At 31.7% G+C, this 25008-nt stretch carries 25 protein-coding genes; 10 read left to right on the forward strand and 15 right to left on the reverse strand.

All coding sequences use genetic code 11. The annotated features are described in order from the left end of the window. Positions 1 to 397: 397 nt before the first annotated feature. The 8 genes from K1X16_RS15635 to K1X16_RS15670 all read right to left on the reverse strand — a co-directional run bounded on the left by K1X16_RS15635 (position 398) and on the right by K1X16_RS15670 (position 10683). Entirely contained in the window at positions 398 to 3580 is a 3183-nt protein-coding gene (locus K1X16_RS15635) for an Eco57I restriction-modification methylase domain-containing protein (RefSeq protein WP_225037060.1), read from the reverse strand. A gap of 731 nt (positions 3581 to 4311) precedes the next feature. Further along, entirely contained in the window at positions 4312 to 4512 is a 201-nt protein-coding gene (locus K1X16_RS15640; protein WP_225037061.1) for a hypothetical protein, read from the reverse strand. A 189-nt stretch (positions 4513 to 4701) separates the two neighbouring features. Further along, positions 4702 to 5466, reverse strand: coding sequence for an NADAR family protein (locus K1X16_RS15645; RefSeq protein WP_109310311.1), 765 nt, complete (start codon positions 5464 to 5466; stop codon positions 4702 to 4704). A gap of 105 nt (positions 5467 to 5571) precedes the next feature. Next, positions 5572 to 6501, reverse strand: a complete 930-nt coding sequence (locus tag K1X16_RS15650) for an IS3 family transposase (RefSeq protein ID WP_317196443.1) — start codon at positions 6499 to 6501, stop codon at positions 5572 to 5574. Then, entirely contained in the window at positions 6390 to 6824 is a 435-nt protein-coding gene (locus K1X16_RS15655; protein WP_090842496.1) for a helix-turn-helix domain-containing protein, read from the reverse strand. Before K1X16_RS15655 ends, K1X16_RS15650 begins: the two co-directional genes overlap by 112 nt. Positions 6825 to 7008: 184 nt before the next feature. Then, on the reverse strand, positions 7009 to 7563 hold the full coding sequence (locus K1X16_RS15660) for a hypothetical protein (RefSeq protein ID WP_110475563.1): 555 nt from the start codon (positions 7561 to 7563) through the stop codon (positions 7009 to 7011). Between the two features lie 154 nt (positions 7564 to 7717). Further along, complete coding sequence (locus K1X16_RS15665; RefSeq protein WP_225037062.1) at positions 7718 to 9613, reverse strand: hypothetical protein; 1896 nt, start codon at positions 9611 to 9613, stop codon at positions 7718 to 7720. Between the two features lie 167 nt (positions 9614 to 9780). Next, complete coding sequence (locus K1X16_RS15670; RefSeq protein WP_225037063.1) at positions 9781 to 10683, reverse strand: LysR family transcriptional regulator; 903 nt, start codon at positions 10681 to 10683, stop codon at positions 9781 to 9783. 93 nt (positions 10684 to 10776) lie between these two features. On the opposite strand from K1X16_RS15670, the gene K1X16_RS15675 reads away from it, so the two are divergent. Further along, positions 10777 to 11373: an NAD(P)H-dependent oxidoreductase gene (locus K1X16_RS15675; RefSeq protein WP_225037064.1), complete on the forward strand. Its 597-nt coding sequence runs from the start codon at positions 10777 to 10779 to the stop codon at positions 11371 to 11373. A gap of 164 nt (positions 11374 to 11537) precedes the next feature. On the opposite strand, the gene K1X16_RS15680 is transcribed toward K1X16_RS15675, so the two are convergent. Further along, positions 11538 to 12209: a hypothetical protein gene (locus K1X16_RS15680; protein WP_225037065.1), complete on the reverse strand. Its 672-nt coding sequence runs from the start codon at positions 12207 to 12209 to the stop codon at positions 11538 to 11540. A 130-nt stretch (positions 12210 to 12339) separates the two neighbouring features. Further along, a complete protein-coding gene (gene xerA / locus K1X16_RS15685) occupies positions 12340 to 13470 on the reverse strand; it encodes a site-specific tyrosine recombinase/integron integrase (protein ID WP_225037066.1) in 1131 nt (376 codons plus the stop codon). Positions 13471 to 13563: 93 nt separating this feature from the next. On the opposite strand from xerA, the gene K1X16_RS15690 reads away from it, so the two are divergent. The 9 genes from K1X16_RS15690 to K1X16_RS15730 all read left to right on the forward strand — a co-directional run bounded on the left by K1X16_RS15690 (position 13564) and on the right by K1X16_RS15730 (position 20956). Continuing rightward, entirely contained in the window at positions 13564 to 13947 is a 384-nt protein-coding gene (locus K1X16_RS15690) for a hypothetical protein (RefSeq protein ID WP_225037067.1), read from the forward strand. A gap of 965 nt (positions 13948 to 14912) precedes the next feature. Continuing rightward, a complete protein-coding gene (locus K1X16_RS15695; RefSeq protein ID WP_225037068.1) occupies positions 14913 to 15266 on the forward strand; it encodes a single-stranded DNA-binding protein in 354 nt (117 codons plus the stop codon). A gap of 77 nt (positions 15267 to 15343) precedes the next feature. After that, a complete protein-coding gene (locus K1X16_RS15700) occupies positions 15344 to 15724 on the forward strand; it encodes a DUF6876 family protein (RefSeq protein WP_225037069.1) in 381 nt (126 codons plus the stop codon). A 10-nt stretch (positions 15725 to 15734) separates the two neighbouring features. Further along, on the forward strand, positions 15735 to 15932 hold the full coding sequence (locus K1X16_RS15705) for a hypothetical protein (protein ID WP_225037070.1): 198 nt from the start codon (positions 15735 to 15737) through the stop codon (positions 15930 to 15932). Positions 15933 to 16323: 391 nt separating this feature from the next. Continuing rightward, on the forward strand, positions 16324 to 16716 hold the full coding sequence (locus tag K1X16_RS15710) for a BfmA/BtgA family mobilization protein (protein ID WP_225037071.1): 393 nt from the start codon (positions 16324 to 16326) through the stop codon (positions 16714 to 16716). A 4-nt stretch (positions 16717 to 16720) separates the two neighbouring features. Further along, positions 16721 to 17749, forward strand: coding sequence for a MobB family relaxase (mobB, locus tag K1X16_RS15715; RefSeq protein WP_225037072.1), 1029 nt, complete (start codon positions 16721 to 16723; stop codon positions 17747 to 17749). A gap of 1 nt (position 17750) precedes the next feature. Next, positions 17751 to 19337 carry a type IV secretory system conjugative DNA transfer family protein gene (locus K1X16_RS15720; protein WP_225037073.1) on the forward strand — a complete coding sequence of 529 codons (1587 nt, stop codon included), beginning with the start codon at positions 17751 to 17753 and terminating at the stop codon, positions 19335 to 19337. Between the two features lie 75 nt (positions 19338 to 19412). Continuing rightward, positions 19413 to 19700 carry a helix-turn-helix domain-containing protein gene (locus K1X16_RS15725; RefSeq protein ID WP_225037074.1) on the forward strand — a complete coding sequence of 96 codons (288 nt, stop codon included), beginning with the start codon at positions 19413 to 19415 and terminating at the stop codon, positions 19698 to 19700. A 5-nt stretch (positions 19701 to 19705) separates the two neighbouring features. After that, entirely contained in the window at positions 19706 to 20956 is a 1251-nt protein-coding gene (locus K1X16_RS15730; RefSeq protein ID WP_225037075.1) for a type II toxin-antitoxin system HipA family toxin, read from the forward strand. A gap of 127 nt (positions 20957 to 21083) precedes the next feature. On the opposite strand, the gene K1X16_RS15735 is transcribed toward K1X16_RS15730, so the two are convergent. Genes K1X16_RS15735 through K1X16_RS15755 form a run of 5 tightly spaced genes read right to left on the reverse strand, consistent with a single transcriptional unit; the run spans position 21084 to position 25008 of the window. Next, positions 21084 to 21917, reverse strand: coding sequence for a DUF4138 domain-containing protein (locus tag K1X16_RS15735; RefSeq protein WP_225037076.1), 834 nt, complete (start codon positions 21915 to 21917; stop codon positions 21084 to 21086). 31 nt (positions 21918 to 21948) lie between these two features. Next, positions 21949 to 22878 (reverse strand): conjugative transposon protein TraM, encoded by a 930-nt coding sequence (gene traM / locus K1X16_RS15740; RefSeq protein ID WP_225037077.1) that lies wholly within the window; start codon positions 22876 to 22878, stop codon positions 21949 to 21951. A gap of 20 nt (positions 22879 to 22898) precedes the next feature. After that, a complete protein-coding gene (locus K1X16_RS15745) occupies positions 22899 to 23513 on the reverse strand; it encodes a conjugal transfer protein TraK (protein ID WP_225037078.1) in 615 nt (204 codons plus the stop codon). Between the two features lie 11 nt (positions 23514 to 23524). Continuing rightward, positions 23525 to 24367, reverse strand: a complete 843-nt coding sequence (locus K1X16_RS15750) for a hypothetical protein (protein ID WP_115812851.1) — start codon at positions 24365 to 24367, stop codon at positions 23525 to 23527. Between the two features lie 2 nt (positions 24368 to 24369). Further along, entirely contained in the window at positions 24370 to 25008 is a 639-nt protein-coding gene (locus tag K1X16_RS15755) for a conjugal transfer protein (RefSeq protein WP_410530028.1), read from the reverse strand.

Here is a 25008-nt window from a genome sequence, read left to right on the forward strand (position 1 = left end):
CCTTTTGCTTACAAGAAAACATAAAAATCAGAATTAAGATTGAAGTTAGTAGATGTCTTTTCATATGTTTGCCAACGGTCTTGTGTATGAAACGTAGCGTATAAATAAACGCTAACTTTTCGGATTTAGCACGAGCCGAATTTTTTATTTTTATGTTTAAATTTCTCTTATAAATATAACCAAATAAAAAGTTTGGCGTAATTTGTAAATATACAAAAAACTCTCGGAAAGCCTATAATAGCTATGTTTTATACACGTTGTTGTAAGTAGTGCTTTTCACGTTCTGCTTGGTTTTCCGATGTTTGTTATTTAGTTCAAATGTGAGCGTTGGCAAGACATACTCTTTTGCAATTTTTGGCTTGTGTGGTGGCTGATGCGAATTGCAAATGTGTATGGCTTATGCGTTGGCATTTTCTACTATTTTAATTTCCTCTTGAGTCAATTCATAGTGTTTGTAAATCAAATTATCAATTTCGTTTTCAATTCCATTTATACGACTTTGAAGCTCATTTATCTCTTTATTATAATCATCAAAATATTCTTCCCACTCATCTTGTTGAGAAAGACTTAATGTAATTTTCTTTTTCTTAAGTTCTGCTAAAAAGGTTTTAAAATCATAATCGTAAAACTCGTTTAGCTTTTTAGATAGTTTGTCAATTCCAAAACTCTCTGTGTTTAATATTCTCTTTCTAAAACGATTAATCTTTTTGTTAAGAGAAGAATATAAAGTTCTTATTGTTTTAGAAGGTTCAGTTAAGTCAGAACTTTCAACTATTAAATGCTCCGGAAAGCTGATAGTTTCTAAATAGATTCTTTGCATATTCAATCTACCACCATTTTTGGGGTCGCCAAGTGAAGCACAAATATTCATTAAATAATACCAAATAAGTTTTGAATTTAATAAGCCTAATAATGAAAGACTTGAACTATTTATTAAAAATATTGTTTTGTTTATATACGTGCTTTCCTCGTCAAATGCAAAACGAGAACTCATAGCAATTTCTGGATATATAATTTTTGGATTATCAATAAGATTGTAATAATCACAAGCTCTTAATTCCCACCAATATTTACCTTTATCACTACGTTTTTTTGCTTTCTCTTTAAATGGTTCTAAAAATTCAGCAATTCCAGAAAAATTAGTTTTTAGCCATAACCACGCATCATTTTCATCTTCAAAATCTCCTTGTAAATCTGTATAACCACTTGGAATACAAATTAAGTGTTTTCCTTTACTTCTAATTTCAAATTTCCGAACATCATCGCCATCAATAAATTTTTTAATTAATTCGGTAGACTTTGGGTCTTTTGTAATTATTTGGTTCTGTATTTCTTCGCTTATTATAAAAGCATCATTTAAACCTGTAAGTAATCCACGTTTAATATCTAATTCTTTATTGTCAGCAATGGAAATTCCGTTGTTTTGAACTTTATTTAAAATTGAAAGTTCTTGCTCTGATATTAAATTCCATTTTTCTTGTTGAAAGATTTCAGGTTTTAGACTTATTGCCTCACTTATTAAGCTGAAATTAATATCTAAATTTTTAAGAGTTTGAATTTGAAGGTATTTTGCATCATATTCAAAAGCTTTATTGCTAATTATCAAAATCAGAGGTGAAGTGACAGCATCTTGAAAAACATTTAATTCTCCAAAATCAATTAATTGTTCAATTTGTAATTTACTTAAAAACTGCTTTAAATTTTTACCATAAGATGCTTTGATAAATTTGTTTGGATTAATAAAGCCTAATAATCCGTTTGTTTTTAAAGCTTTGATGCCTAATTCAATAAAATACACATATAAATCTGCTGTACTTAAATAAGTTTCATATTCCTTTTGAAATGAAGGTTTAAACTCTTTAATAATCTCGTGTCTAACATAAGGTGGATTTCCAATAATAACATCAAAACCTCCATTTGAAAAAACTTCTGGAAATTCGTTATTCCAATTAAAAGCTTTTTCTCCAGCAAAAGTTGGGTCATCAATTAAGCTGTTACCACATTTAATATTATTGTTTAATGACGTTAGTTTTCTGCCTTTTTGTGCTGTTCTTAACCAAAGTGATAGTTTGGCAATTTCTACACTTTCATCGTTGATGTCAACTCCATAAATATTATTTTCTAAAATTGCATTTTCAACTTCGCTCAAAACCATTGCGTCTCCGAAAAGTTTGGCTTGTAATTCGTCAATGTATTGATGTTCGGCTATTAGAAATTCCAATGCTTGATTTAGAAAAGCTCCACTACCACAAGCTGGGTCGCAAATAGTAATTTGTAACAACCAATTTCTGTAAACTTCTAATTTTTGAGTTAAGTTTTTTAGAGTTGCTTTCTTTCTTCCTTTACGTTCTTTTTCGTATTCAGCTTCTTGTATGTCAAGTTCAATTTTCTTTTCCTCACAAAGTTTACCAACAGTTTTATCTACAATGTATTTGGTAATGTATTTTGGCGTGTAAAAAACTCCATCTTTTTTTCGTTTTGTTTTGCTTTGTTCAGTTGAAACTCCTTGAATTTCTGCTTGAATTTCGTCAATGTCGTTTAGAGAATGCTCAAATATATGACCAAGAATATTTACACTTACTTCACTTTCAAAATCGTAATTGCTTAAATTAACTGTGTGCTTGTAAAGTAGTTCATCATTTATTTTGATGTTATCTAAAATATCATCAGGTGCAAATAAACCACCATTGTAAGCAAAAATATCGTGTTGTTGTCCTTTATAACCAGAATTCATATAACCGAAATACTTTTGAAAACGGTCGTACAAAGGAAAATACTCATCGTATTTATCTTTTAAATCTGTCCATTGGTTTACAATAGACCTAATTGAATTAGGTGGAAGTAATAATCTGTCTTCTGCAAAGAAGATGAATAAAAAACGGTCAAGTAATTTTTGCGTTTTCTTGAATAAAGTTAGTTTGTCGTATTGCGGGTTTTCCTTTTGGATGCTATCAAAAACCTCATTTCTGAAAGATGCGTAGTCTTTGTAAAGTTCTTTTGTGATTTTTTCCTCTTGCGTTAAGGATTCATCCTTAATTTTTTTAGGAATGTCTTTTAAAAGATATTCAGACGAAAGGCAAAGCCAAAGAATATCAAAACGTTCTTTCGTTAATTGGAATAAATTAAATTCCTCAAAATCTACTGCGTTGTCGATGTAAAAACGCAATTTCTCAAAGTTGGAAGTAATTACATAATTACAACCAGGTTGGTTGTTTTTATATCCAAATGCTTGAGTTTCTACTTTGCTTAAATCGGTTGTGTTTGTTCCTTTCAGTTCAATTACCGCAAGTGCTTTTTCCCCTTTTAAAATTGCTCCATCTGTCTTTTTTGAGCCTTTTATGTTTTTTAATTCCGTTGTAAGATTAAAATCAGGTGTTGGGTTTTTAACGTATCCAAATACGTTTACAAAAAGGTCAATTAGAAATTCGCCTTGATATTGTTCCTCTTTGGAATTTCGTATGTTTTCTTGAATGGTTGGATTGTGGAAATGGCTTGTAAATCGTTCGTAAGCTTGATTAACTTTTTCGGACTCCAATCCTTTTAAATATTTGTTTAGAACAGAGTTCTGAAATAAGCTCATAAAATTTTAATCTTTTTTCTCAAATTTAATATTATTTCGAGCGTTGGCAAAAAACAGCTCTTTTATTTTTTTCAGCGTTGGCTTTTCGCGTTGGCAAAAAAATAAATGTGCTGTTTGTGCGTTGGCTTTTTTAGTTCAAATGTTCAATTTTAGCTCTATTTTCGCATTACTTACAACGTGTTTGTGTATGGTTAGTTGCGTGGTTTGGTAGCTAATTTAGCAAACTTTTACGGACCAGAGAAAATTCCGCAGGAATTTTCGTAAGTAAGCCTAAAAAAGCAATTAATTATACACGGTGTTGCCAGTAGTAGTTTTTTTGTATTCGACCGTTATTTTTTTGTTCAATTTCAAATTTACAAGTTTTGTTCTAATTCTGAGATTGTTCTTCATGATACTTTTCTTAAAAATGAAAAAATATCTCCAAAGAATATTCCAGCGTTTTTTATTCAGCAGTTGTTATATAGTTCATAATTTTTATCGGACGATTTTTTAAAATTATTCGTCCAGTTTATAAATCCGACGTTGCAAATAAATGGGAAATTACGTTTTGAATTTTGCTCTTAAAAACAAAATATTCTCCGAAAATAATTCCATCGTCTTTTATTCAGATGTTGTAGTTTTTCAATCCGCTTTTTTTTGCGTACTGTTCGGCTTAATTTATTTTTTAGTTAAAAAATCCAGCGTTGTACTTTTTATTCAGATTTGTTAAATCATATTGAGCTTTTATTTTTTTAAAGTGCTGTTATGATATCACTAATCACAGAATATAAGAAATAAACTCCAATTATTATTGAACCTAATCCAGCTCCTAACATTTGGAAATCATAATAGGATTTAAGCTTATATTTATTAACCGCCTTTCTTGTAGACCAAGTTCCAAAAAGAATTAATGGAATACATAATATAATATGCATAATAAAGTTATCGCTCATCTTAATATTTCAATTCTTTTTCTGTTTTATGGGTGTTGCGTGGCTATTACTGGCAACGTGTTTGTGTATGATTAGTGGCGTGTTTAAGTAACTAATTTAGCAAATAAAAACCGAATAGAAAATCCGCGAGGATTTTCGTAAGTAGGCGAGAACCAGCCATTAATTATACACGGTGTTGCCATTAGTTTTTTATTCGTAATTATCATTGTACCAACCTTTCCATTCTCCATTTGCAGGATAAGTCAGTTCGTAAATTCTCTTTTCAGATGCACTTAAACTGTCCAAATATTTACTTAATTCCATTATATGAGTTTCTCCATAGCCCATTCTCCAACCAATACTATATTTGTCAATTTCTGGATAAGCTAACCAAGGTGGTAAAATCGGATTATTAAGAGTTTTAAATTCTCCAATTTCATTCAGAATGTCTCTTGTTTCCATTAAAGCGTATCCGAGTAAATTCAGTCCATTCCAAAAGTATGGATTTTCAGCGTCTTCATTATTTTGAGCGAGTCCAATTCCCCAAATATTGTCGACAGGACTTGCCTCAACCAAAATTCGGGCATTTGTATTTCTTAAAAAATCCGATAGCTTTGGGTTTTGACTAAACTTGTGAAAATTACCTCTTACAACTATTTCAAATCTATTTTCTTCCCAAATTCGTTGGTTGAAGTTCTTTACTTGTCTACCAAGTTCTTTTGCTTTTCCAGCTTTTGAGCTTTTGATTATTTGTTCGTAAATGTCTTTGTCATTAAACAATAAAGCTTTTTCAGCCATCATAAAATGTTCGGCTGTTTGATATTCAATTCCGTTAACCTCAAATTTGGATTCGTACCATTGACTGAAACAAGATTTAGTTATTAAATCAGATTTCGTGTGTCCCCAAAATAATAGGAATTTCAGGTTTTCGCCTGATTCAAATCGTTCAATTATTTTCTCGTTCGTGTAGTTCATGTATTATACTGATATAGGTTGACCTTTTTTTAGGTTAATTTATACCGTTCAAAAGATTTTTTTAGCCGTTTAGAAGGCAAAAAATAATTTGAACTAGGTCTGTTTTTAAATCGTAAGTTCAGGTAAATTTACATTATTTTTCCGATAGGATTTGTATTTGATGTTTGGATTCAGATGGACTTCAGCAGGTTTTCTGAGATCCAGGCTAAAATGGGTTCTCAAATTGTTATAAATATATACTGCTTGTTGTGTCATTTTTTGTGCTAATTCAGTATTTTTAATAGTTTGTTTTAATCCATATTCATATTTAAGAGTTCTGTTAATGCGTTCTGCAATAGCATTTTCATAAGGGTCGTATTGCTCAGTCATACTCATTGTAATGTTATTGTTTTCGGCGAATTCTGTGTATTTGGGATTGCAATATTGAAAACCTCTGTCAGAATGATGAATAAGCTTTTGATTGGTATATTTTCTGTTTTTAATAGCCATAGCGAGCGCATCTGTGCAAAGTGATGTTCTCATGTGGTTGTCGAGTTTATATCCCATTATTTGCTTAGAATAAGCGTCTGTGACTAACGCTAGATAGTTGTGCCCATTTTCTGTTTTAATGTATGTTATGTCGCTAACCCATAGTTGTTCCGGTCGAGTAGGAACGTGGTCTTTAACAAGGTTCTTATATTTTTTGTACATATGGTTTGAGTTTGTCGTTGTCATGTAATTTTTAGTTTTGGGAATCAAAAGATTATTTAGTCTAAGGAAGTGATAGAACTTGTCTCTACCTATCTTGATATCAGCGTTAATAAAGTCTTTCTTTAACTCCTTGTGTAGTTTTATTCCGCCAGTTTTAGAGCCTACTTTTTTACGGTAGTCCTTGACCATCTTGATCATTTTTTGATGATCTATTTCTTTTTTCTGTTGCGTTCTTAGTCTTTTGTAGAAGGCTTGTTTAGATATCCCAAAACATCCATAGAGCCATTTTCTTTTATACGCTGTTTTTTCTTTTGCTCTATCTCTTTTGCTAATGTTTTGGGTAATGACTTTTTTGACATATCGACACCTGTAATAAGTTCCATATCAGCAATAATGTCCTGTTGGAAGTCTTTTTGGAACTCAAGTTCTTCAATCTTCTCCTTTAGCTTTTTAATCTCATCGTTTTTACTCATACCCATGTTTTGTTGTACTAATGTACTGTATTTTCTTAACCAATAGGAAATAGTTGTTCTCGGAATATCATATTTTTTAGAAGCTTGGTTGTTTGAAATCTGACCATTTAAGATTTGGTCAACGACTAAAAGTTTGGTTTCTAAAGTTGCTTTTTGATAGCTTTTTTTTAGCCAGTGTTCATTTTTTGTTTTCATAAGTGACTATAATTAAGTGTTTAATTTTTAGTCAACCTATTTCAGGAAAGTACATCATTCAAATTAATGGCAACGGTCTCGTATAACCGTCAGTTACGGGATTAAAGTTAATAATTTTCGGTTAAGAACTGGCGTTAGCAATTCCGAGTGGATTCGGACGTAGTCGAATCCGCCGTAATTGCGGTTATACATTGTTGGCAACAGTTATTTTTAATTCTACGTGATTCATTAAATATTCCGAAAACCATTTTAAATCATTCAGAACATATTTTTCATTTTCGTCGTCAAATCCGAGAATTTGATGTTTCCTTTCTTCGTTGTCTATTAAGTAAAGATTTCCCTCGTAGGTTTCTTCTCCAATTTGTTCGGCAGAGTATTCAAAATCTTTTATGCTCTTTGCGTCAAAGGTATATTCTCCAAAATCGTTTTTTATTTTAATTGCTTTGTGGTCAAGTGTTTTTAAGTTGTCATTTGATTGTTTTTTTGCTCTTATTCTTGAGTAGCTAAAAAATCCTGTTCCGAACAATAATATAATCCCAGCAATAATTTTTCCGCGAAATTCAACATCGTTTATAAACATAAATAAACAAATTCCAAGAGCAGCAACTATTGGAAGAATGACAAGTCCGATTAGTGTTCCATAATCTGCTTTTGATTTCCCAATAATTATTTTTCCGTTTTCATTTGAGTAGGAAATTCTATGTCTTTTCAATTTAGATTCTAAAATTGAAGTATTCATCTGCGTTTTGGTTTAATTGTTGCCAACGTGTTTGTATATGGTTTGTTGCGTAGTTTAAGCAACTAATTTAGTAAATAATTACCGACCAAGAAAGTCCGCGAGGACTTTCGTAAGTAGGCGAGAAGCTAGCAATAAATTATATACGGTGTTAGCATTAGTTTTTCTTTTCAAATAAATCGATATTCCCCTTTTCAAAATCAAGTAGGAACTTTTCTTTTTCAATGTAAATTTCAAATATTATATCACTTAATTTTGAATTTTCTTTATAACTATTTATGAATTTCCTTAAAATTCCTCCACAATATGACCTAGTTTTCCAAACAAAATAAGGTAAGATAGTATTGTCAAAATGGGCATTGTGTACAATAAGGTTTCTAAATCTATAAATCATTAAAACATCGGTTTTGACTTGTTCAATGTGATTTAGGATTTCTGATTTTGTAAAAGAAGAATCTGAGTAAAATTTTATTACTGAATCTATTTTATCAAGGATAAATAAGTTCTTTTCATAATCTCTTAATTCAGGAAGCACTTTTATAAATTTTTCTAAATATATACTTGTTCCAAGTTCAGGATTTAATTGTCCAAGTTTTATAAGTTTTTCAGGTATATCTGATTTATTAAAATGGTTGCCAACTTTATTACTGAAGTAATGATATAGTTCCCAACCATAATCGTAGACAAATTTAAAAATTTGCTCGTCAGCTATTATTTCTTGAATTAAATTGAACTTACTTCTATTAGTATCTTTAAAAATATCTTTTTTGATATCTTCTTTTGAATTAAATAAATTCTCAATAGCTATCCAGTAATTTAGCATTTTATCAGCTTCCTTGGTTGATTGTTCGCCTTTGCGATACCAATGTAAAGCATTTTTAATTTTTGAAACTGTCTCAGAATTTAATTTAGAGTTCCATAAAAACGAAAATTCTTTAAGATTATCAATATGGTTTTCTATTTCGTTAAAGTTTAATGCGTCGTGATAGTTCATAAACCTATCATCTTTTTCTCCGCCAGATGTTGAAAACAGCATTCTACCATCCTTATTTACAATAACGTATTTCGATTCGTTTAATGATACGTCTGTTTTGAAATTAAAGTAACAAGCTAAGATATCTAATGCATTTTCAATTTTTGATTTTGCTAATTTTAATGATGATTTTGGAAGTAAATAATCAATTTCTACAGCTGCTTGTAAATATTTGTCTTTTTTTAAATCTTTTTGTAAATCCTCTGAGTCAAAAGACCTATCATCTTCTGTATATCTTTTTATATTTATATTATAAAAATTCACATCAAAAATTGTTTTTTCAATATCTCCTTTAATTCCTTTTATGAAGAATATATATTTAACTTTTTCAGTTTTTTTATTATAATAATATGATAGCCTTTTTATTCTATCGCTAGTGGAAAGTTTATCAATTATGTTTTTAATTACTTCCTCGGCTTTTTTAAAATCTATTTTTTCATCTTTATTTTTATACTTTGCATAATCTACATTATGAGGATAATCTGTAATAAGAGAGTCTCCGTGATAATGAATATTGTCAAAAATATTTTCGACGAATTTCTTGATGTCTTCTAGTGCATATGATTTTCGTATTAACTCTACAATTAAACTTTGAGAATAATAATTTATTTGGTTAACAAAGTCGATATCTAAATCTGAATCTTCTAGTAAAATTTTTTCTGTTAAAGCTAAAGTCTTTTGGAAGTAAATTCCCTTTTTGAAAGATTCGTTTATTTTCTTACTCAGAGCAAGAATATAGTTCGTTTTATCGGAATTAAAGTCTTTTCTTAATAATGTGAACTCTGATTTTAAGTGTTTTTTTATAACAATATCATTTTCTAAAAACTCTGATAATCTAGAATAGAAATATTTTCTGTTTTCTTTATTTCTAAATTGATTTTCTTCTATTTCTACAATAATATCTTCAATTAAAATATGTGGTGAATAAAGAGTTAAACCATAAGATTTTTTTAGAAAATTATGTATTAAATCTTCCCAAAGTTCATTCCAAAATTTTATTTTAATTTCAATGTTTTCCAAATTAATTCAGGTGTTGGTGTAAATTAATGCTAACGTGTTTGTGTATGGTTAGTTGCGTGTTTCAGCAACTAATTTAGTAAACAAAAACGAACGCGAGAAAATTCCGAAGGAATTTTCCAAATAAGCAACGACCAAAGCAATTAATTATACACGTTGTTGTACTGCGTTTATTTCATTTTTGATGTAAATATATTCTTAATTGTATCTAATTCTTTTTTGTATTTCAAATCTGTTCTTGATGCAAAATATAAGGTGTTTTCCGTTTTTACTTTTCCTTCCCAAACTAAACTTATTTCGTTTCTTATAATTTGTTCTTGACATAAAAAATCTGGAACTAATGCAAGTCCGTTACCATTGTTTAAACATCTTATAATAGAAGTAATGTTTGGTAAAATATAGTTTGGTTTGAAAGCAGGTTTCTTATTAAAATTCTCAAACCAAAAACGTCTAAAATGTTCCATTTCATTTGATGAACTATACCAAACATTTTGAAGTAATTCTTCTTCTAACTTGTTTAAATTGTTAGATTTTAAGTGTTTTTGTATTTTAGTTACATTCGTTTTATTTCCTGCTATTAAAACGATTCTTTCTTTTGAAAACGGAATATACTCAACTAATGATTTTTTTTCATTCTGTTTTTTAGGTGTTATTACTAAATCTAAAATACCATTGTTTAGGTCTTTTATTAAATCTGTATGTGCTCCAAATCTAGCTACTAGGTCAAAGTCTAGTTTGGGAATTTCGGGTTCAATAATTAGTTGAAACATTTCTGAACACATTCCAATGTTTAGAGATGGATTTTTTTCTTGAGTTGTTTTTTTAAAATGCTGTTCTGCAACTTCAAGTTTTTTTAAAGATTCAATAATATATTCATATAAAAATTTCCCATCCTCTGTTGGAATCATTTTTCTCGAAGTACGTTCAAATAGTTTTTTACCAACATAAGCTTCTAAGGCATTTAAGTGTACACTAACTCCAGGCTGTGAAGCGTATAAAGCAATAGAAGCTTTAGTCAAAGTTCCGTTTTCATATATTTCTTTAAATGTTCTGTACCATTCTAAATTTACCATAGCTATTAAAATATTGATACAAAGGTATGATTTGTATTATTTTTACAATAATAAATATTGCTTTAATTTTGCCTCAAATAAAATAAAAGACAAATGAAAAATATATTTATAATTAATGGAAGTCATCCATTTGCGCATTCTGGTGGAAAATTTAACGAAACACTTTTCAATAATACTATTTCATATTTTGATACGCTTGAAGAATTTGAAGTGAAGTTTACTCAAGTAGGTGAAAATTATAACGTAAAAGAAGAAGTTGAAAAATTTAAGTGGGCAGATATAGTGATTTATCATACTCCAATTTGGTGGTTTCAAATCCCTTTTGGATTTAAAAAATATATAGATGAAGTTTTTACTGAAGGTCATCAAAATGGAATTTATGCAAGTGATGGAAGAAGTAGAAAAAATCCAAACATCAATTACGGAACTGGTGGTTTAATGCACGGAAAAAAATATATACTTACTACAAGTTGGAATGCACCTAAAACTGCATTTACTTTAGAAAATGAATTTTTTAATCAAAAAAGTGTAGATGAAGGTGTTATGTTTGGGTTTCACAGAATGAATGCTTTTACAGGAATGGAATTATTAGCAACACATCATTTTCACGATATGGAAAAAAATGCAGATGTTCCTTTTGAGTTGAATAATTACAGTACTTTTTTAAATGATTTAATGATTAATTTGTAATTATCTGGTTTGGTTGCGAAATGCAGTACAACGTTGTTGTATATGGTTTGTTGCGTGGTTTAAGCACTAAATTTAGCAAATAAAAACCGAATAGAAAATCCGCGAGGATTTTCGTAAGTAGGCTAGAACTAGCAATAAATTATATACGGTGTTGGCAACAGTTTTTATTTAATTCCGATTAATATTCTTGCGTTTTCGTGATTCGGCTGTTTATCTTCTGTCATAGAAATTGCAATTTGTTCAATCCAATAATTTTCGTCCGTAATGTTATTATTAGATACTAATTTGGTAATATTTTTTCTCGATGATAATTTCACAAACGTCAGAGCTAGAACTTCTTTTGTAAGTTTTAGGGATTTTAAATTTTCAGGTAGAATATCTAGAGTACAAAACAACGAATAATATAAGTTATGCAAATCTTCATACTTTACAGAACTTGGTAATTTTTGATTGAGATAATCATATAATTTTTCAGCACTATTCATTTTTTTATTCAGTTTTTCTGCCAATTCGTTGAATATTATTCTTAATTCGATTTTTTGGGTTAAGTCAAAAATATCTAATAGATAACTAACGCTTTCTGATTCCCAAGCGTATTGTGCGATATTCCGATTATATTTTTTCAAGAGTTTGTTCAGACTTGTTTTGGTTACAGTTCCGCCAACTTCTTTTTCCAATACAGTTATAAAATCATTTAAGGATTCGAGTGATATTCTCCAGTCTCTTTCCGCTTCTAATATTTTTTCTGCAATCTTTTTGTCAGTTTTGTTTTCAAATTGATTTTCCTCTATTAAGTCAAATAGTTTGTCAAAAGTCAGTAAAGGAATTTTATTCATTATGATAGATTCTGATTCAGATTTAGGTTTTCTCAAATTGTTGCCAACAATAGTATATAGAACATATGTTCTATATACACCCAAATATAAGATATATAAAACATATGTTATATATATCCTTTATATATTCTTAAATATCTAAAGGGTTCTTAATTTTCTTAAAAGTAGTCGTGGCAACATGGGTGTAAATCTCCGTTGTTTTGGTAGAGCTATGACCTAATAAAACTTGGATTTGTCTTAAATCAACGCCATCTTCTAAAAGGTGAGTTGCAAAACTATGTCTTAGCATATGTGGTGTTACAGTAATTTGTATTCCTGCCTTTATTGCGGCATTTTTTACTATTTGGCCAACGCTTTGTGCGGAATATTGTTTTCCATACGCTCCTTCAAAAATATAAGTTTCTGGTTTCCATTGTTTATAGTAGTCACGTAAATCTTTTAATAATGTATTAGAAAGTAACGTATAACGATCCTTTTTACCTTTAGCGGCTTCAATGAGTATTAGCATTCGTTTACTATCAATATCTGTAATTTTTAAATTGATTAGTTCATTTCTCCTAATCCCAGATGAGTACAAAAGACTTACAATACATTTATGTTTTAAATTATTTGTATTTGTAATGATTTTTAAAACATCCTCTTTTGAAAGAACTTTTGGCAATTTTTTTGCTTTTCTAGGTCGTTCTATTTGATAAAAACGATTTGGCATACCAAGTACAGATTCGTAATAAAATTTGATACTGTTGATAGCTATATTTATATAAGAATCAGATTTGTTTTCTTGAATTAATTTGAGAATATAGTTCCTAACATCATTTTCATTGATCTGCATCAATTCTTTGGCTTTGTGATAGTTTATGAAAGTTTCAAAAGCAAGAATATAAGATTTTACAGTATTATTAGCGTATTTTTTTAATTGTAACTTATCTAAGTACGAAGTAGGACAGTGTCGAAAATTATTTGGTAGAGATCGTTGTCTAAACCACGTGATATCCATAGGCTCAATATTATCATTTATGGGTTTTTTATCAAAAAAGTAATTACAATTCACCCAAACAACACCACTAAAAATATTAAATATTTTATTAAGGTTTTCATTTGAGTTTAAAATATAAGCCATGTTAAATTCATTGCTCCATCTTACGTTAGGCAACTCTTTAACAAGTGCCTGAATGATTTTGTCTGTATTGAATTGCAAGCCAATATATCTTTTATCTTTTATTAAAAGATGCTTTAAAGTAACGCTCCTTCCTTTTTCCATAAAGTATTATTTAATGCAATGTAGTGGATGTTAACGATTTAATCGTATCTTATTCGGATAGGATACGTATAACATACACTTAATTTAGAAAACATGAGATTTTATAAAACTTGTCTATATTGTAAGAAAGAGTTAAAGGGAAGAACCGATAAGAAATTTTGCGACCCACAGTGTAAAAGTGCATATCAATATCAACAAGCAAAAGATAAACCAGAACGATTTTATAATAAAGTCGACAATCAGCTAAAACTTAACAGAAAAATATTGAAGGAATATAATAAAGGCGGTAAAGTTATAGTTCGGTCAAGCATGCTTACTCAAGAAGGATTTGATCCAAATTTTTTCACACATTATTGGAAAAACTCAAAAGGTGATGTTTATCTTTTTGTGTATGAATATGGATTTTTAAAAAGAGCAGAGCATGGTGTACATAAATATGTACTAATAAAATGGCAGGATTATATGGTTCAGAAATAGAAAGTCCTCATTGAATATTATGACTTTATGTAAAATGTTAGAACAGTACAATCAAGTTCTATAGAATATAATTATAGTAGTAGACTCATTTTTGTGGAATGATTCTTATTACGCTAGTTATAGAGGATCTTTAATAATGACAACAGATAGGGGATATGTTTTAGAGTATTTAGGTTTAGTCCTGATGCTACAGTAAAAATGTTGAATGATTAAAAGTCATAACTAATCTTACTTAGAATAAACGATTTTTTGCATCTTTATTTTGATAATTTACATTAAACGCGCAGGTATAAAAATTCATCGTATTCCATTCAGCACATTTCTCTACATGCCGCGAAAAGCTTCATTCCGATAAAAGAGCTTCATTAAAAAAGGACTTGAACCTAATCCCCACTTTTGACGCTTCATTCCGTTAACCCTTTCCGCTCTGCTGGAAAGGAACACTCTATTCTCACGTAAAAAGCGTGAATCAAGTTCGCTAAATAGAATAAAAATGTATTTACATTTTGTTCCACTTCCTATGATTTTATATTTCACAAAGACTTTAGAATCACTTCCTTAATCCAACACCGTCATCCCTTTTTTTGACAGCAAAATAACAACATTCAGCTTTGAACGACAGCATAACCAGGCTCACTTCTAATAGCTTCGCTAGCTATCTTCAAGAGAAAATATATTTCCTTTCTCGATAATGCTAAGCGCAGGCTACCCTCGCACTTTTTATATGTCTAAACAAAGCTGAATATCGAAAGCACTAAGCAACAAAAGAAGGTAACAGCGTCGGCTCTATGGGAAGTAAATCTAAAATGAATCTTATGAAATCTTACAAAATAAATAAAAAGGAAGCGGAACAAAAGTTAAAAAACAAAAAAAAGGAAAACGCTCTGGATATAATAAGTAAATCAATAACAAAGCCTTTCTGAATAGTTCAGATAGGTCAATATTAATCTTTAAATTTTTTAATTATGAGTACTCTAAAAAACAAAGTACAGTTAATTGGTAACGTAGGAAACGTGCCAGAAATTACAAACTTTGAAAATGGTAAGAAAGTTTCAAAATTTTCAATCGCAACCAATGAATCTTACAAAGATTCTAAGGGAGAAAAAGTGACAGACACCCAATGGCACACTATTGTAGCATGGGGAAAGATTGCCGAAATAGTAGAGAAATACGTAGGCAAAGGAAAAGAAGTAGCATTAGAAGGGAAATTAACCTCACGCTCTTATGAAACCGCCGTCGGGGAAAAGAGATACGTTACCGAAGTGGTCGCAGATGAAATCTTGCTTTTAGGAATTAAAGGAGATAACGCTACCGAATAATTAAAAATTAAAAGAGAGCGTTCCTATCCAAAAGATGCGCTCTCTTTTCATAATTAATCTTACTAAATAGAATTACAATGAAGACACAAGTTAACAAAATAAAAGCCGATTTACAACATTTTTGCGGTACCGAAATGCTCTTTAAAATTCCATTAATTGGAACGCGTTTTACTGACGGATTAAAATATTTAGCTAATGAAGCGGAATGCTTTTGGCTGATTACAGATGCATCCGTAAGTGCAAAAAAATTATCAAATAGAAGTTCTTTTATTACCATTGATTTTAAGCGACTTTCTGAAAAGGAACAGATTGAAAAGCAATGCGAAGCCATCATTAATTATAGTGATGGAAATGATAAAATTTTTGAAACGCACCGATATAATGTAACCGATTTTCCTTTGGATGAATTGCGATTATTTTTTGTCAATAATACGCTAATGCTTCCAAGCGAATATTAAAAATTGCACTATGGTATATCTCAATTATACGAACCTCGATAACGAAACTCAAGAACGATTGGTTTCGGTTTCCAATAAAGATGTTGAGCATGAATTTGGAAATGATTTGAAACGCTATGCCAAAGAACATCATATTAAATATGATACACTTTTGGAAGAAGAAGCTCTAAGAAATTTGTATTCTTACGACTATGTTTTTAATATTTAAAATCTAAATTATTAACCCAAGGCGCTGTCTGAAAAGGCAGTCTTTTTTTTTGTTCCGATATTTTATATTCTGCAACAAAAAGAGCGGTTTACTAAAGATACTTTTAAACTTCAAAGAGAACACTCATAAAAAATCAAATTTCAATTCGTATTACGATAAAACCCATTACATTTTTGGATGTAATGGTATTTTTTTTGTCCAGCGAGCTGGACGAAAAGGAATAGCAAGAGGGTAACACGCTAGCGCGATGTTTCAATTTTTAGTTTTTCCAAAACACGAGTAAAATCAATAGTTTACAGCGATTGATTGTTTTGGTTTTTGAAGTTTTAGCATCGTTTTTCACGGATAAAAGCTGTTAGCCCAATAAAAACAACAAATTTTTCAAGGAAATATGGATAAAGGATATGAAAAAGAACGGTTTGATAGCCTAAGTATTAAAACTTCAGTGGCTCAAAAATTTAATGAATTTTGTAAAAAAATGTCGCACTCAAAATCAATGACACTTTTAATGATGCTCGACTTTTTTGAAACTAATGGGATATCTCCAAACGAAACTTTAGGACCGCAAATGAAAACCTTAGAAAGTCAAATCAAGAAACGAATCAATGCGGTAATCGCCATCATAAAAGACATCGAAAAGCACCATGACAAACCTACAACTGCTATGCTACAATCCTTGTTTATGGAATTTGAGTCAGCAGAAAAGAAACTCATTTTGGAGAAAGAACTCAAACAAAAGAACGTTCAGTTTGTAGAAAAAAAAGAGTCTAATAATCAATTATAAGAATATGTATATCACCATCACAGCTCAAAAATTAGGAGGAGAGTATTCGCAAAGTTCTGTGGATTTTGTTGCATATCTGGAGAAAGAAAATCAAGGCTTGGAGCAAGACGATGTGGAGCATTTTTTTAATCAATATGGAGATGAAATAGAAGCTAAAGAAGTCGTGAAAGAAATTGATGGTAATACAGCAAAACTCAAAAAGAAAGAACCGAAATTTTATTCTATTACCATAAATCCCAGTCAATCAGAGTTACAAAACTTACAAAATAATTCTGAGGATTTAAAAAGATATACTAGAGCTCTAATGACTGATTATGCTAAGTCCTTCAATCGTGAAATTAATGGTAAACCAATAACTGTTGACAACATAAAATATTTTGCTAAAATTGAACACCAACGTAAATTTAAAGGTACAGATAAACAAGTAAGAGAGAACCAACCCTTTGCTACAAAAATATTGCAGTTAAAACAGGCTATTCGAAAAATTGAGCAAGGTCAATTAGAAGGTGATACGAAACAGATGAAATCCGATATACTTAAATTGGAGGCTGATGCACCGCATCAACAGAATGGAAAACGAATTGTTCAAGGCATGAAAAAAGAGGGTAATCAAAGTCATATTCATATCATCGTGAGTAGAAAAGACTCCTCAAATTCTGTGAGTTTGTCTCCTGGATCTAAATACAAAGCGTCGGAAGTTATGATGAACGGAAAATTAGTGAAACGAGGATTTGATAGAGATGCCTTTTTTACAAAAGCAGAAAGAACTTTTGATAAAACGTTTGGCTACAAACGGAACTATGTGGAATCCTATAAATCGAAAAAAGATTTTATTAAAAATCCGAAGCTCTACTTTACAACACTATTAGGACTGCCAGTAAGTGAAAAAGCAGTTGCTTTTAAAATGTTGTCGAAATCTGGTGTGCCTATGGCAAGTATTCCAACAAGTCAAGTACAGTTAGCGCTCAAAACCATTAGGTATTTAAAACGTGGTGTGGAGGTGGCAATTAAATCAAGTTCCATTGGTATATGATATGGAGATAAAGGGAATTATAGCTGTTATTGGAGTGATATTTGGAATGAGCTTGTTGTTTTATAGCCTTTTCAAAATAACTAAATATGCCTTTTTTATTAATCTTATTTGGACTGTAATTTGTTTAAGGCTACTTTTTAATTTCAGCTACTACGAAAAGCAATGGTATATAGTGTTGCTTCTTATAGGCTGTATACTCTTGCTTATAAACACCGTTTTATATGTGTTTCTTCACAAGGAAAAATATAATTTTGATGCTAAGCACCAGGTTCATTTTAAAACTAAACGTGGTAGTTTTAAAATTAATAATATCAAACGAGGCGCTTCAATAATCGGTTCTGCAGGAAGTGGGAAAACAGAGAGTGTCGTTTTTAATTTTCTTCAGCATTTTAGCAACTATAAATTTTCGGGTGTCATTCACGATTATAAAAACTTTGAAATTACAGAAATGGCATTCCCTTTATTTGAAAAAAAACAAATTGATTTTAAAGTGATTTCATTCGATACTATTTACGATCGTGTAAATCCAATAGCACCGCGATATATGCCTAATGAGGAAAGCGTCAACGAAGTCGCACGAGTACTAATTGAAAACCTATTAGAACAAAGAGAGTCGGGGAGTATAGGCACAACCAAATTCTTTAATGATGCCGCTGAAGGACTAATCGGTGGACTAATTTGGAAATTACGTACCTCCTATCCACACCTGTGTACATTGCCCCACTTAATAGCAATGTATCAATTTTTAGATACCGATAGTTTAATCGCATTTTTAAGTTCTAATACAACATCTAGAGCGATGGCGGATGCTTTTATTAGTGGTAAGGATTCTGATAGGCAAACCGCAGGAGTAAAGAGTACTTTGGCGAATGCGCTTAAAAAAATAAGTACACAACGTATTTTTATGATCCTATCTGCAGATGATGTTCCTCTTAATATTAATACGCAAGAGCAACCGCTTGTGATTTCAGTCGTCAATACTCCAAAATATGAGACTGCGTATTCGCCAATTATTGCCACTATAGTGCATACCATCACAAAGCAAATGAGTGTACGAAATTCAAATCCTTCATTTTTACTCATGGAAGAAGCTCCTACCATTCGGTTACTAAATATGCATCGTATTCCTGCGACGTTACGAAGTTATGATATTGCCACGATTTACGTTATGCAAGACAAAATTCAAAACGATATGATGTATGGAGATAAGGCTAGTAAAGCCATTTTGAGTAATTTATCGTATCAGTTCTTTGGTAAGGTAAATGACCCAGACACCGCGAAATATTATGAACGCTTTTTTGAAATTGTAAAGAAAGAAACCACTAGTGTTAATCGTGGTCATAATCTCAATTTTGACACCCGAATTACAATAGGGGAACGTGAAGTCTCCAAAATTAGAGCTGATGTGTTTTTTAGACTAAAAGAAGGCGAATTTATTACGTTCGCTGATGGAAAGGATAGAAAAGTTCAATTTAAATTGCCTAAAATTGAAAAACGATTACCAAGAAGGTCACGGGATTATTCTGAGGCTGACTTACAAGCTAATTTTGATAGGATTTATGAAGAGGTACAATCAATTTTCAAGTGATTAGAAGTAAAGTGTATCGATTATTGTCGCTTATTTGTAGCAATATGTCTATATTTGTTTTAAATAAGCGACAAAATGAATTCTAAGAAAACCATTCTTCTTCCTAAATATCAAAAGATTTTTGAACAGTTAGGCGAGAATATAAAGCTGGCAAGAAAAAGAAGGAAGTTAACAACAGAGCAGGTTTCTGAACGTGCAGGTATTCACAGAGCAACGCTTTATCGTATAGAAAAAGGAGACCCAGCTGTAGCAATAGGTCACTATTTTAATGTGTTTAGAGTGTTGAATCTTCAAGACGATTTTCTTAAGCTCGCGGTCGATGATGAGTTTGGACGAAAATTACAGGATCTTGATTTATTATAAGCAAAATGGCTAAAGGAAAATTTGACATATACGTATTTGCAGATTGGGATGGTTTAGAAACTCCAACGCTCGTTGGTGTGCTTTCTGCACATTTTGCAAAAGGTAAAAAGGCCTTTAGTTTTGAGTATGATAAAGATTGGCTAAAGACCGATGCGCAACGATTACTAGATCCTGATATCGTTTTTTATTCGGGACCGCAATATCCTAATAACAAGGAGAATTTTGGAATTTTTTTGGATAGTATGCCTGACACTTGGGGGAAGACCTTAATGAAGCGTAGGGCGGCGCAAGAGGCTAGGGCAAAGAATGAAAAAGCAAGTGCCCTCTATGAAATTGATTATCTTCTTGGAGTTTATGATGAGAGTAGGATGGGAGCTCTGCGCTTTAAAACGGAAATGGATGGTCCTTTTTTAGATAATGACAACCAAAATCCAACACCTCCTTGGTCTTCACTTGGTGAACTTCAAGAGGCTGTAAATCAATTAGAAAATGATGATCATAGTGATGCTATAAGAAAATGGATCGCCGTTTTAATAGCGCCTGGATCTTCTCTAGGTGGAGCAAGACCAAAGGCGAATATTCTGGACGCAAAGAAGAATCTTTGGATTGCAAAATTTCCATCAAAGACCGATACCGTTGATAAAGCCGCTTGGGAGTTTTTAGCATATCAACTAGCAACTGCTGCAGGAATTCAAATGGCAGATTCCAAAATAGAAAAGATTAGTGGTCAATACCACACTTTTCTAACGAGACGTTTTGATAGAAACAATAGAAAACGTATTCACTTCGCGTCTGCAATGACGATGACAGGAAACACGGAAGATATTCTCAAAGATTCTGCACCAAGTTATCTTGAAATTGTTGAGTTTATTGAGAATTATGGTGCCGATGTAGACGCTAATTTACATCAACTTTGGCGTCGAATCGTATTCAATATCGCGATTTCTAATACGGATGATCATATGCGTAATCATGGATTTCTATTAACGCCTAAAGGTTGGATTTTATCACCAGCGTACGATTTAAATCCTTCAATAGAAAAAGAAGGTTTGTCTTTGAATATAGATATGGACGATAATGCTCTAAGCTTTGATCTTGCTAAAAGTGTTGGCGTGTATTTTAGGTTAAATGATACAGAAATGAATGCCATACTTACTGACGTATTAACAGTAGTTAAAGATTGGAAGGCAGTGGCAAAGCACATCGGAATTAAAAACTCGGAGATAACGCTAATGTCTGCGGCTTTTAGTAAATAAGTGAATCCAAATAGGGAAGTTCAAATATTTACTCTATGTTTAAAAATTCTAACTCTTCTATTTTTTTTGATACAAAAAAGATCAAAAATCCTCCAATAGGAGCATAGCGGTGGCTTTCAATATCGTATTAATTGGGGTTATTGATATATTTATGGGATACTTTAAGTTCTATATTGCGTTCTCCATCTTTCTCGTTCAATTCTAAAATGACCCTTCGATCCTTCGATAGTGAAAATTTATGCATAACATATACAAATCTTACCGTTTCATTGCCGGCAACTTTAGAAGGCACATGATGTTTAAAAATAGGCTCTTGATATAAACGTTGCAACGATTTCTTTTTACCTTTTTGCCGCGTTTCAATGGAAAGTTTTAAGAAGTTTAAATCATAATCCAAAGTAGAATTATTCTTAATTTGAATAACGAAGTAAAGCGCTTCTTTATCAAAAACAATATTCTCAAGATTCAAAATCACACGACTATTTCGTTTTGTGAAATATCCGAAGTGTTGTTTCAAATCTAGTAAATATGAGCAGAATTTTTGATAATAATAAGTGTCGTGTTCAATACTTTTTTCAGAAGTTTCAGTCTGAATTGAATCTTTAACTTTTGGTTTTTCATTTCCAATACTAGAGGCTAGTGGGATAAAATAATTGAGCTTAGAAAGCTGTGCTTTATATTTTACAATATAGGAAAATATGGAGCCGTTGTTGTTAATGACTAATAGGTTGCTTTCTTTTCCTTGTTTGGCTTGTAATAAACCGAAGTACTGTTCTTTTTCACGATTGTAGGTAAATACAAAGTTTTCGGAACCTGTGATGCCTTGACGTATAGGTTCTGGGAAAAAGAGGGCCACATTTTTGGTGTCATTGGCGTAAATAGTGTCAAGTGTTGCTGATGTTTGGGCTTCCATAAAAGCGGAAGTGATAATAAGTGTTAGAATGCTCATATACGTTTTCATAAGAGTGTGTTTTTAAATGCTCATTATGAGCTCATAATTTTGGTTTTAAAATAAGTTTATAATTGTTCAGTACTGTAACCTTCACATTTCGATTACTACGTTTCAATACTTTTGTAATGCCACCGACTTGTGGAACTGTTGGAATATTTATATCTCCTATAACATCGTCCAGAACTTCACTGGTAGCTTCGGCTCTGAAGTTGTTTTCCACATAAATGCCTTCGCTGCCATCTTGTAAGTCGAAAGCTTTGAGTTTTGTTGGGTGATGGTTGATATTCTCAATCTCAATTAATGCACGATTGGGCTGAAAGCTTATAAAACCAAATAAAAGTGTGTTCTTGGGCATTTGTTTTCCATTGACCATTGCAGCTTTGGTAAGTCGCATTCGCAATCGCGTATTTGCTTTTACAATTTGGTCTCCATCAACAACGGCGTAAATTGTGGTATCTGTATGACCAATAATTGAAAGTGTATTGGGTTTTGGTGCAGCCGCAAAAAATAGTTGATGTTCCAGTCCCAATTCTTTAGCTTGTATTTTTAACTCCCTAATTATTTCTGAAGAATCAATGGCTATAGGGGACTTCGTTTTTACGTTATGTCGTCCTAAGTTTTGATATTTTAATTCTGAATATTGAATTTTTCCAGCGGCGTAAATACTGTCTACAATGCGTTTTTTATTGCGTTCTGGTAGTTCTGGATCGTAATACCCCATGGAGTCCATTAATTTTTCATCATAGATACTAGGAGCGTTGGTTTCGCGTACTTCTTTTAAATCATTGAGCGCATCTAATTTGGAGTCATATGTTTTCTGGTTGTCTTCTAAATCAGGAATCAACGTCTGTTCAAGGCTGTCCTTTTCATTGTCGTCATCTCCCATGAGCATTAGACTATAAGAAATAAGGAATATGAACACAATGGCTAATACTGCTATAAATACTATTTTGTTCTTTTCTACTTTCATTTGCTGATGTTTTTAGCGACTCAGTTTTTAGTGTTTAGCTTTTTTAAGGTGTTTTCAAAATAATTGGTAATCAAAAGGCCATGTGGATTGTTCGGGAAGTTCCGGTCAACACTAATTAAGTTGCCTGTGGAAACCAATTCATAGGTATCGACAATAGAGCCTCGATTAATTTCAAAAATGGTGGTTGTAGTAAACGTATATGAGCCATTGTGTTCTGTTAATTGCGTAGTAATTTGTAGTACTTTCTGAACTAAGGAATATTGTAATAATCGGTTATAAACACCGTCTGCTTTTTTTTGCCGATACAAATTATCTATAGAACTGTTACCTAACCAAAGCGCTTTTTCTAGATTTTTTTCATAATTGCTGGCATCAATGTTATAGAAGTAGTTGTGAAATTGTTCTAAATGTGCTAAAGCTTCTACTTTAAAATTTTCCTTTTGTTTAACGAGTTTAAGCGGAATTATACTACCATCTGTATTGATGGCAAAAGCACTATTCAAGGCATTTTTATATGTCCTAAAGGCCACCCAAACGGAAAAAGTACTCGATAGTAAGGCACAAATAACGACGACTAAAACAATAAATCGATTGAGCTTTAATACGCTATAGATGTTTTTGTATGGTGTTTTCATATTGAGTTGGATTAGCTGGTAAATAGTCTTAGTGTAAATGATGTAGCTCGCTTGTAGAGTTTAAATTTTAAGAAAACTATAAAGCCAACGGTGCCCAATTGTACAACGGGAGCAAAAAAGCCTTGACCAAAATCGGTCCCAAATAGGTTGGTCCAAAAATTGGTGTTTAATTCCGTATAGATCGCGTTAATAAATACATTGACTAAGAAGAAAGCAGGAACTAACATATAGACGGCTGCATAGAGTTTAAAAAAGGTATAGGCAAGTGAACGGAACTTTTCAAATACGGCGAGACTTATAACTAAAGGGAAAAAGGCTTGCATAATTCCTAATAGAAAGAAGCGTTCTGCTAAAAACAAGGGGTAGATAAATAAGTCAAGAATCCACAGCATGGTGCTTAGTATAAAGGCTAAGAGCTTGAATCCATAGAGTGGTGTAAGCAAAACTTCATAAAGAAGCGTCATTGCCATACTTGCAGCATCTAATAATCCTACATCTTCTTCAAGTGGTAAATCTTGTAGTTGTAATGGTAATAACGCAGGTGCAGTCCCTCTATATTGCCCTTCAATGGCTACTAATATGCCATCAAAAAAACCTAACACCTGCGTTGAGAAAATAACCAAGAGCACAACAGCAAAATTCTTGGCGAGCTCACCAGGACTTAATCCCCAAGAATACCCATCTTTATCTGCAACACCTTCATTGTATTTTTTTAGAATATTGATTAAGAAAAATAAAACCGCTAGCGTTTTCATTCCTGCAATAGTGTATTGCGAGAAGCTGCTGTTTTGTATGGTTTGAAAAATCGTATCGATATACTCAAGTCCAATTCCTAAAATAATCGCTGCGGTCATTTCTAAAAGTTTGTTTCGCGATTATTAACTTTGTCTTGCATTTTTCTAAAGGAAATAATAGCTCTGTAGCGCTTCGTTTTTATCGTGATGTTCACAACCATTTCTTTAGATTCTTGTTCCTTCTTTCTGAGAACTTCAGCACGTTCTGCATCAGTCATTTTTAGATGGTCACTCGATAGGACTTCGTCAATAAAATCTACGGTATCTAAAGCGTTTTGAACTATAGCATCAAAGGATTCTGCAATTCGAGTTACTTCTTCAGGTTGTATATAAGGCGAGTTCAAAATGTCCTGCAAATCGGTTTGCATCACTTGAATTAGTCGCTGATTGTTTTGTGCAATTTCCTCAACCGCTCGGAGTTGTTGTACCACACTAGATACTTTTTCGATCGCTTCTTTGGCGTCTTTCAAAAATTGTACAGACTTAATCATCTGCGCAGTTTGTTTGCCCGATTCTACCAATTGCTTTACAAGACTGACAAAATTGGTGTTGTCATAGGTGGGCATGCCTTGGGCAGTAGCCCTGCCAGGGCATAAAAGAATAATACTAAAGATGCCCCCAAAAACTAATGTTTTAATTTTTGTTTTACTTAGAGCAAGTCTATGGCTTAAGTGTTCGATAATTTTGTTTGATAATTTCAT

Origin of the sequence: Winogradskyella sp. SM1960 (assembly GCF_020179375.1) — a bacterium.
Classification (GTDB): domain Bacteria; phylum Bacteroidota; class Bacteroidia; order Flavobacteriales; family Flavobacteriaceae; genus Winogradskyella; species Winogradskyella marina.

What these genes read in the sequence shown, in the direction of transcription:
- K1X16_RS15635 (WP_225037060.1), bottom strand. Translation starts at nt 3,580, where the DNA reads ATGAGCTTATTTCAGAACTCTGTTCTAAACAAATATTTAAAAGGATTG.
- K1X16_RS15640 (WP_225037061.1), bottom strand. Translation starts at nt 4,512, where the DNA reads ATGAGCGATAACTTTATTATGCATATTATATTATGTATTCCATTAATT.
- K1X16_RS15645 (WP_109310311.1), bottom strand. Translation starts at nt 5,466, where the DNA reads ATGAACTACACGAACGAGAAAATAATTGAACGATTTGAATCAGGCGAA.
- K1X16_RS15655 (WP_090842496.1), bottom strand. Translation starts at nt 6,824, where the DNA reads ATGAAAACAAAAAATGAACACTGGCTAAAAAAAAGCTATCAAAAAGCA.
- K1X16_RS15660 (WP_110475563.1), bottom strand. Translation starts at nt 7,563, where the DNA reads ATGAATACTTCAATTTTAGAATCTAAATTGAAAAGACATAGAATTTCC.
- K1X16_RS15670 (WP_225037063.1), bottom strand. Translation starts at nt 10,683, where the DNA reads ATGGTAAATTTAGAATGGTACAGAACATTTAAAGAAATATATGAAAAC.
- K1X16_RS15675 (WP_225037064.1), top strand. Translation starts at nt 10,777, where the DNA reads ATGAAAAATATATTTATAATTAATGGAAGTCATCCATTTGCGCATTCT.
- K1X16_RS15680 (WP_225037065.1), bottom strand. Translation starts at nt 12,209, where the DNA reads ATGAATAAAATTCCTTTACTGACTTTTGACAAACTATTTGACTTAATA.
- xerA (WP_225037066.1), bottom strand. Translation starts at nt 13,470, where the DNA reads ATGGAAAAAGGAAGGAGCGTTACTTTAAAGCATCTTTTAATAAAAGAT.
- K1X16_RS15690 (WP_225037067.1), top strand. Translation starts at nt 13,564, where the DNA reads ATGAGATTTTATAAAACTTGTCTATATTGTAAGAAAGAGTTAAAGGGA.
- K1X16_RS15695 (WP_225037068.1), top strand. Translation starts at nt 14,913, where the DNA reads ATGAGTACTCTAAAAAACAAAGTACAGTTAATTGGTAACGTAGGAAAC.
- K1X16_RS15700 (WP_225037069.1), top strand. Translation starts at nt 15,344, where the DNA reads ATGAAGACACAAGTTAACAAAATAAAAGCCGATTTACAACATTTTTGC.
- K1X16_RS15705 (WP_225037070.1), top strand. Translation starts at nt 15,735, where the DNA reads ATGGTATATCTCAATTATACGAACCTCGATAACGAAACTCAAGAACGA.
- K1X16_RS15710 (WP_225037071.1), top strand. Translation starts at nt 16,324, where the DNA reads ATGGATAAAGGATATGAAAAAGAACGGTTTGATAGCCTAAGTATTAAA.
- mobB (WP_225037072.1), top strand. Translation starts at nt 16,721, where the DNA reads ATGTATATCACCATCACAGCTCAAAAATTAGGAGGAGAGTATTCGCAA.
- K1X16_RS15720 (WP_225037073.1), top strand. Translation starts at nt 17,751, where the DNA reads ATGGAGATAAAGGGAATTATAGCTGTTATTGGAGTGATATTTGGAATG.
- K1X16_RS15725 (WP_225037074.1), top strand. Translation starts at nt 19,413, where the DNA reads ATGAATTCTAAGAAAACCATTCTTCTTCCTAAATATCAAAAGATTTTT.
- K1X16_RS15730 (WP_225037075.1), top strand. Translation starts at nt 19,706, where the DNA reads ATGGCTAAAGGAAAATTTGACATATACGTATTTGCAGATTGGGATGGT.
- K1X16_RS15735 (WP_225037076.1), bottom strand. Translation starts at nt 21,917, where the DNA reads ATGAAAACGTATATGAGCATTCTAACACTTATTATCACTTCCGCTTTT.
- traM (WP_225037077.1), bottom strand. Translation starts at nt 22,878, where the DNA reads ATGAAAGTAGAAAAGAACAAAATAGTATTTATAGCAGTATTAGCCATT.
- K1X16_RS15745 (WP_225037078.1), bottom strand. Translation starts at nt 23,513, where the DNA reads ATGAAAACACCATACAAAAACATCTATAGCGTATTAAAGCTCAATCGA.
- K1X16_RS15750 (WP_115812851.1), bottom strand. Translation starts at nt 24,367, where the DNA reads ATGACCGCAGCGATTATTTTAGGAATTGGACTTGAGTATATCGATACG.
- K1X16_RS15755 (WP_410530028.1), bottom strand. Translation starts at nt 25,008, where the DNA reads ATGAAATTATCAAACAAAATTATCGAACACTTAAGCCATAGACTTGCT.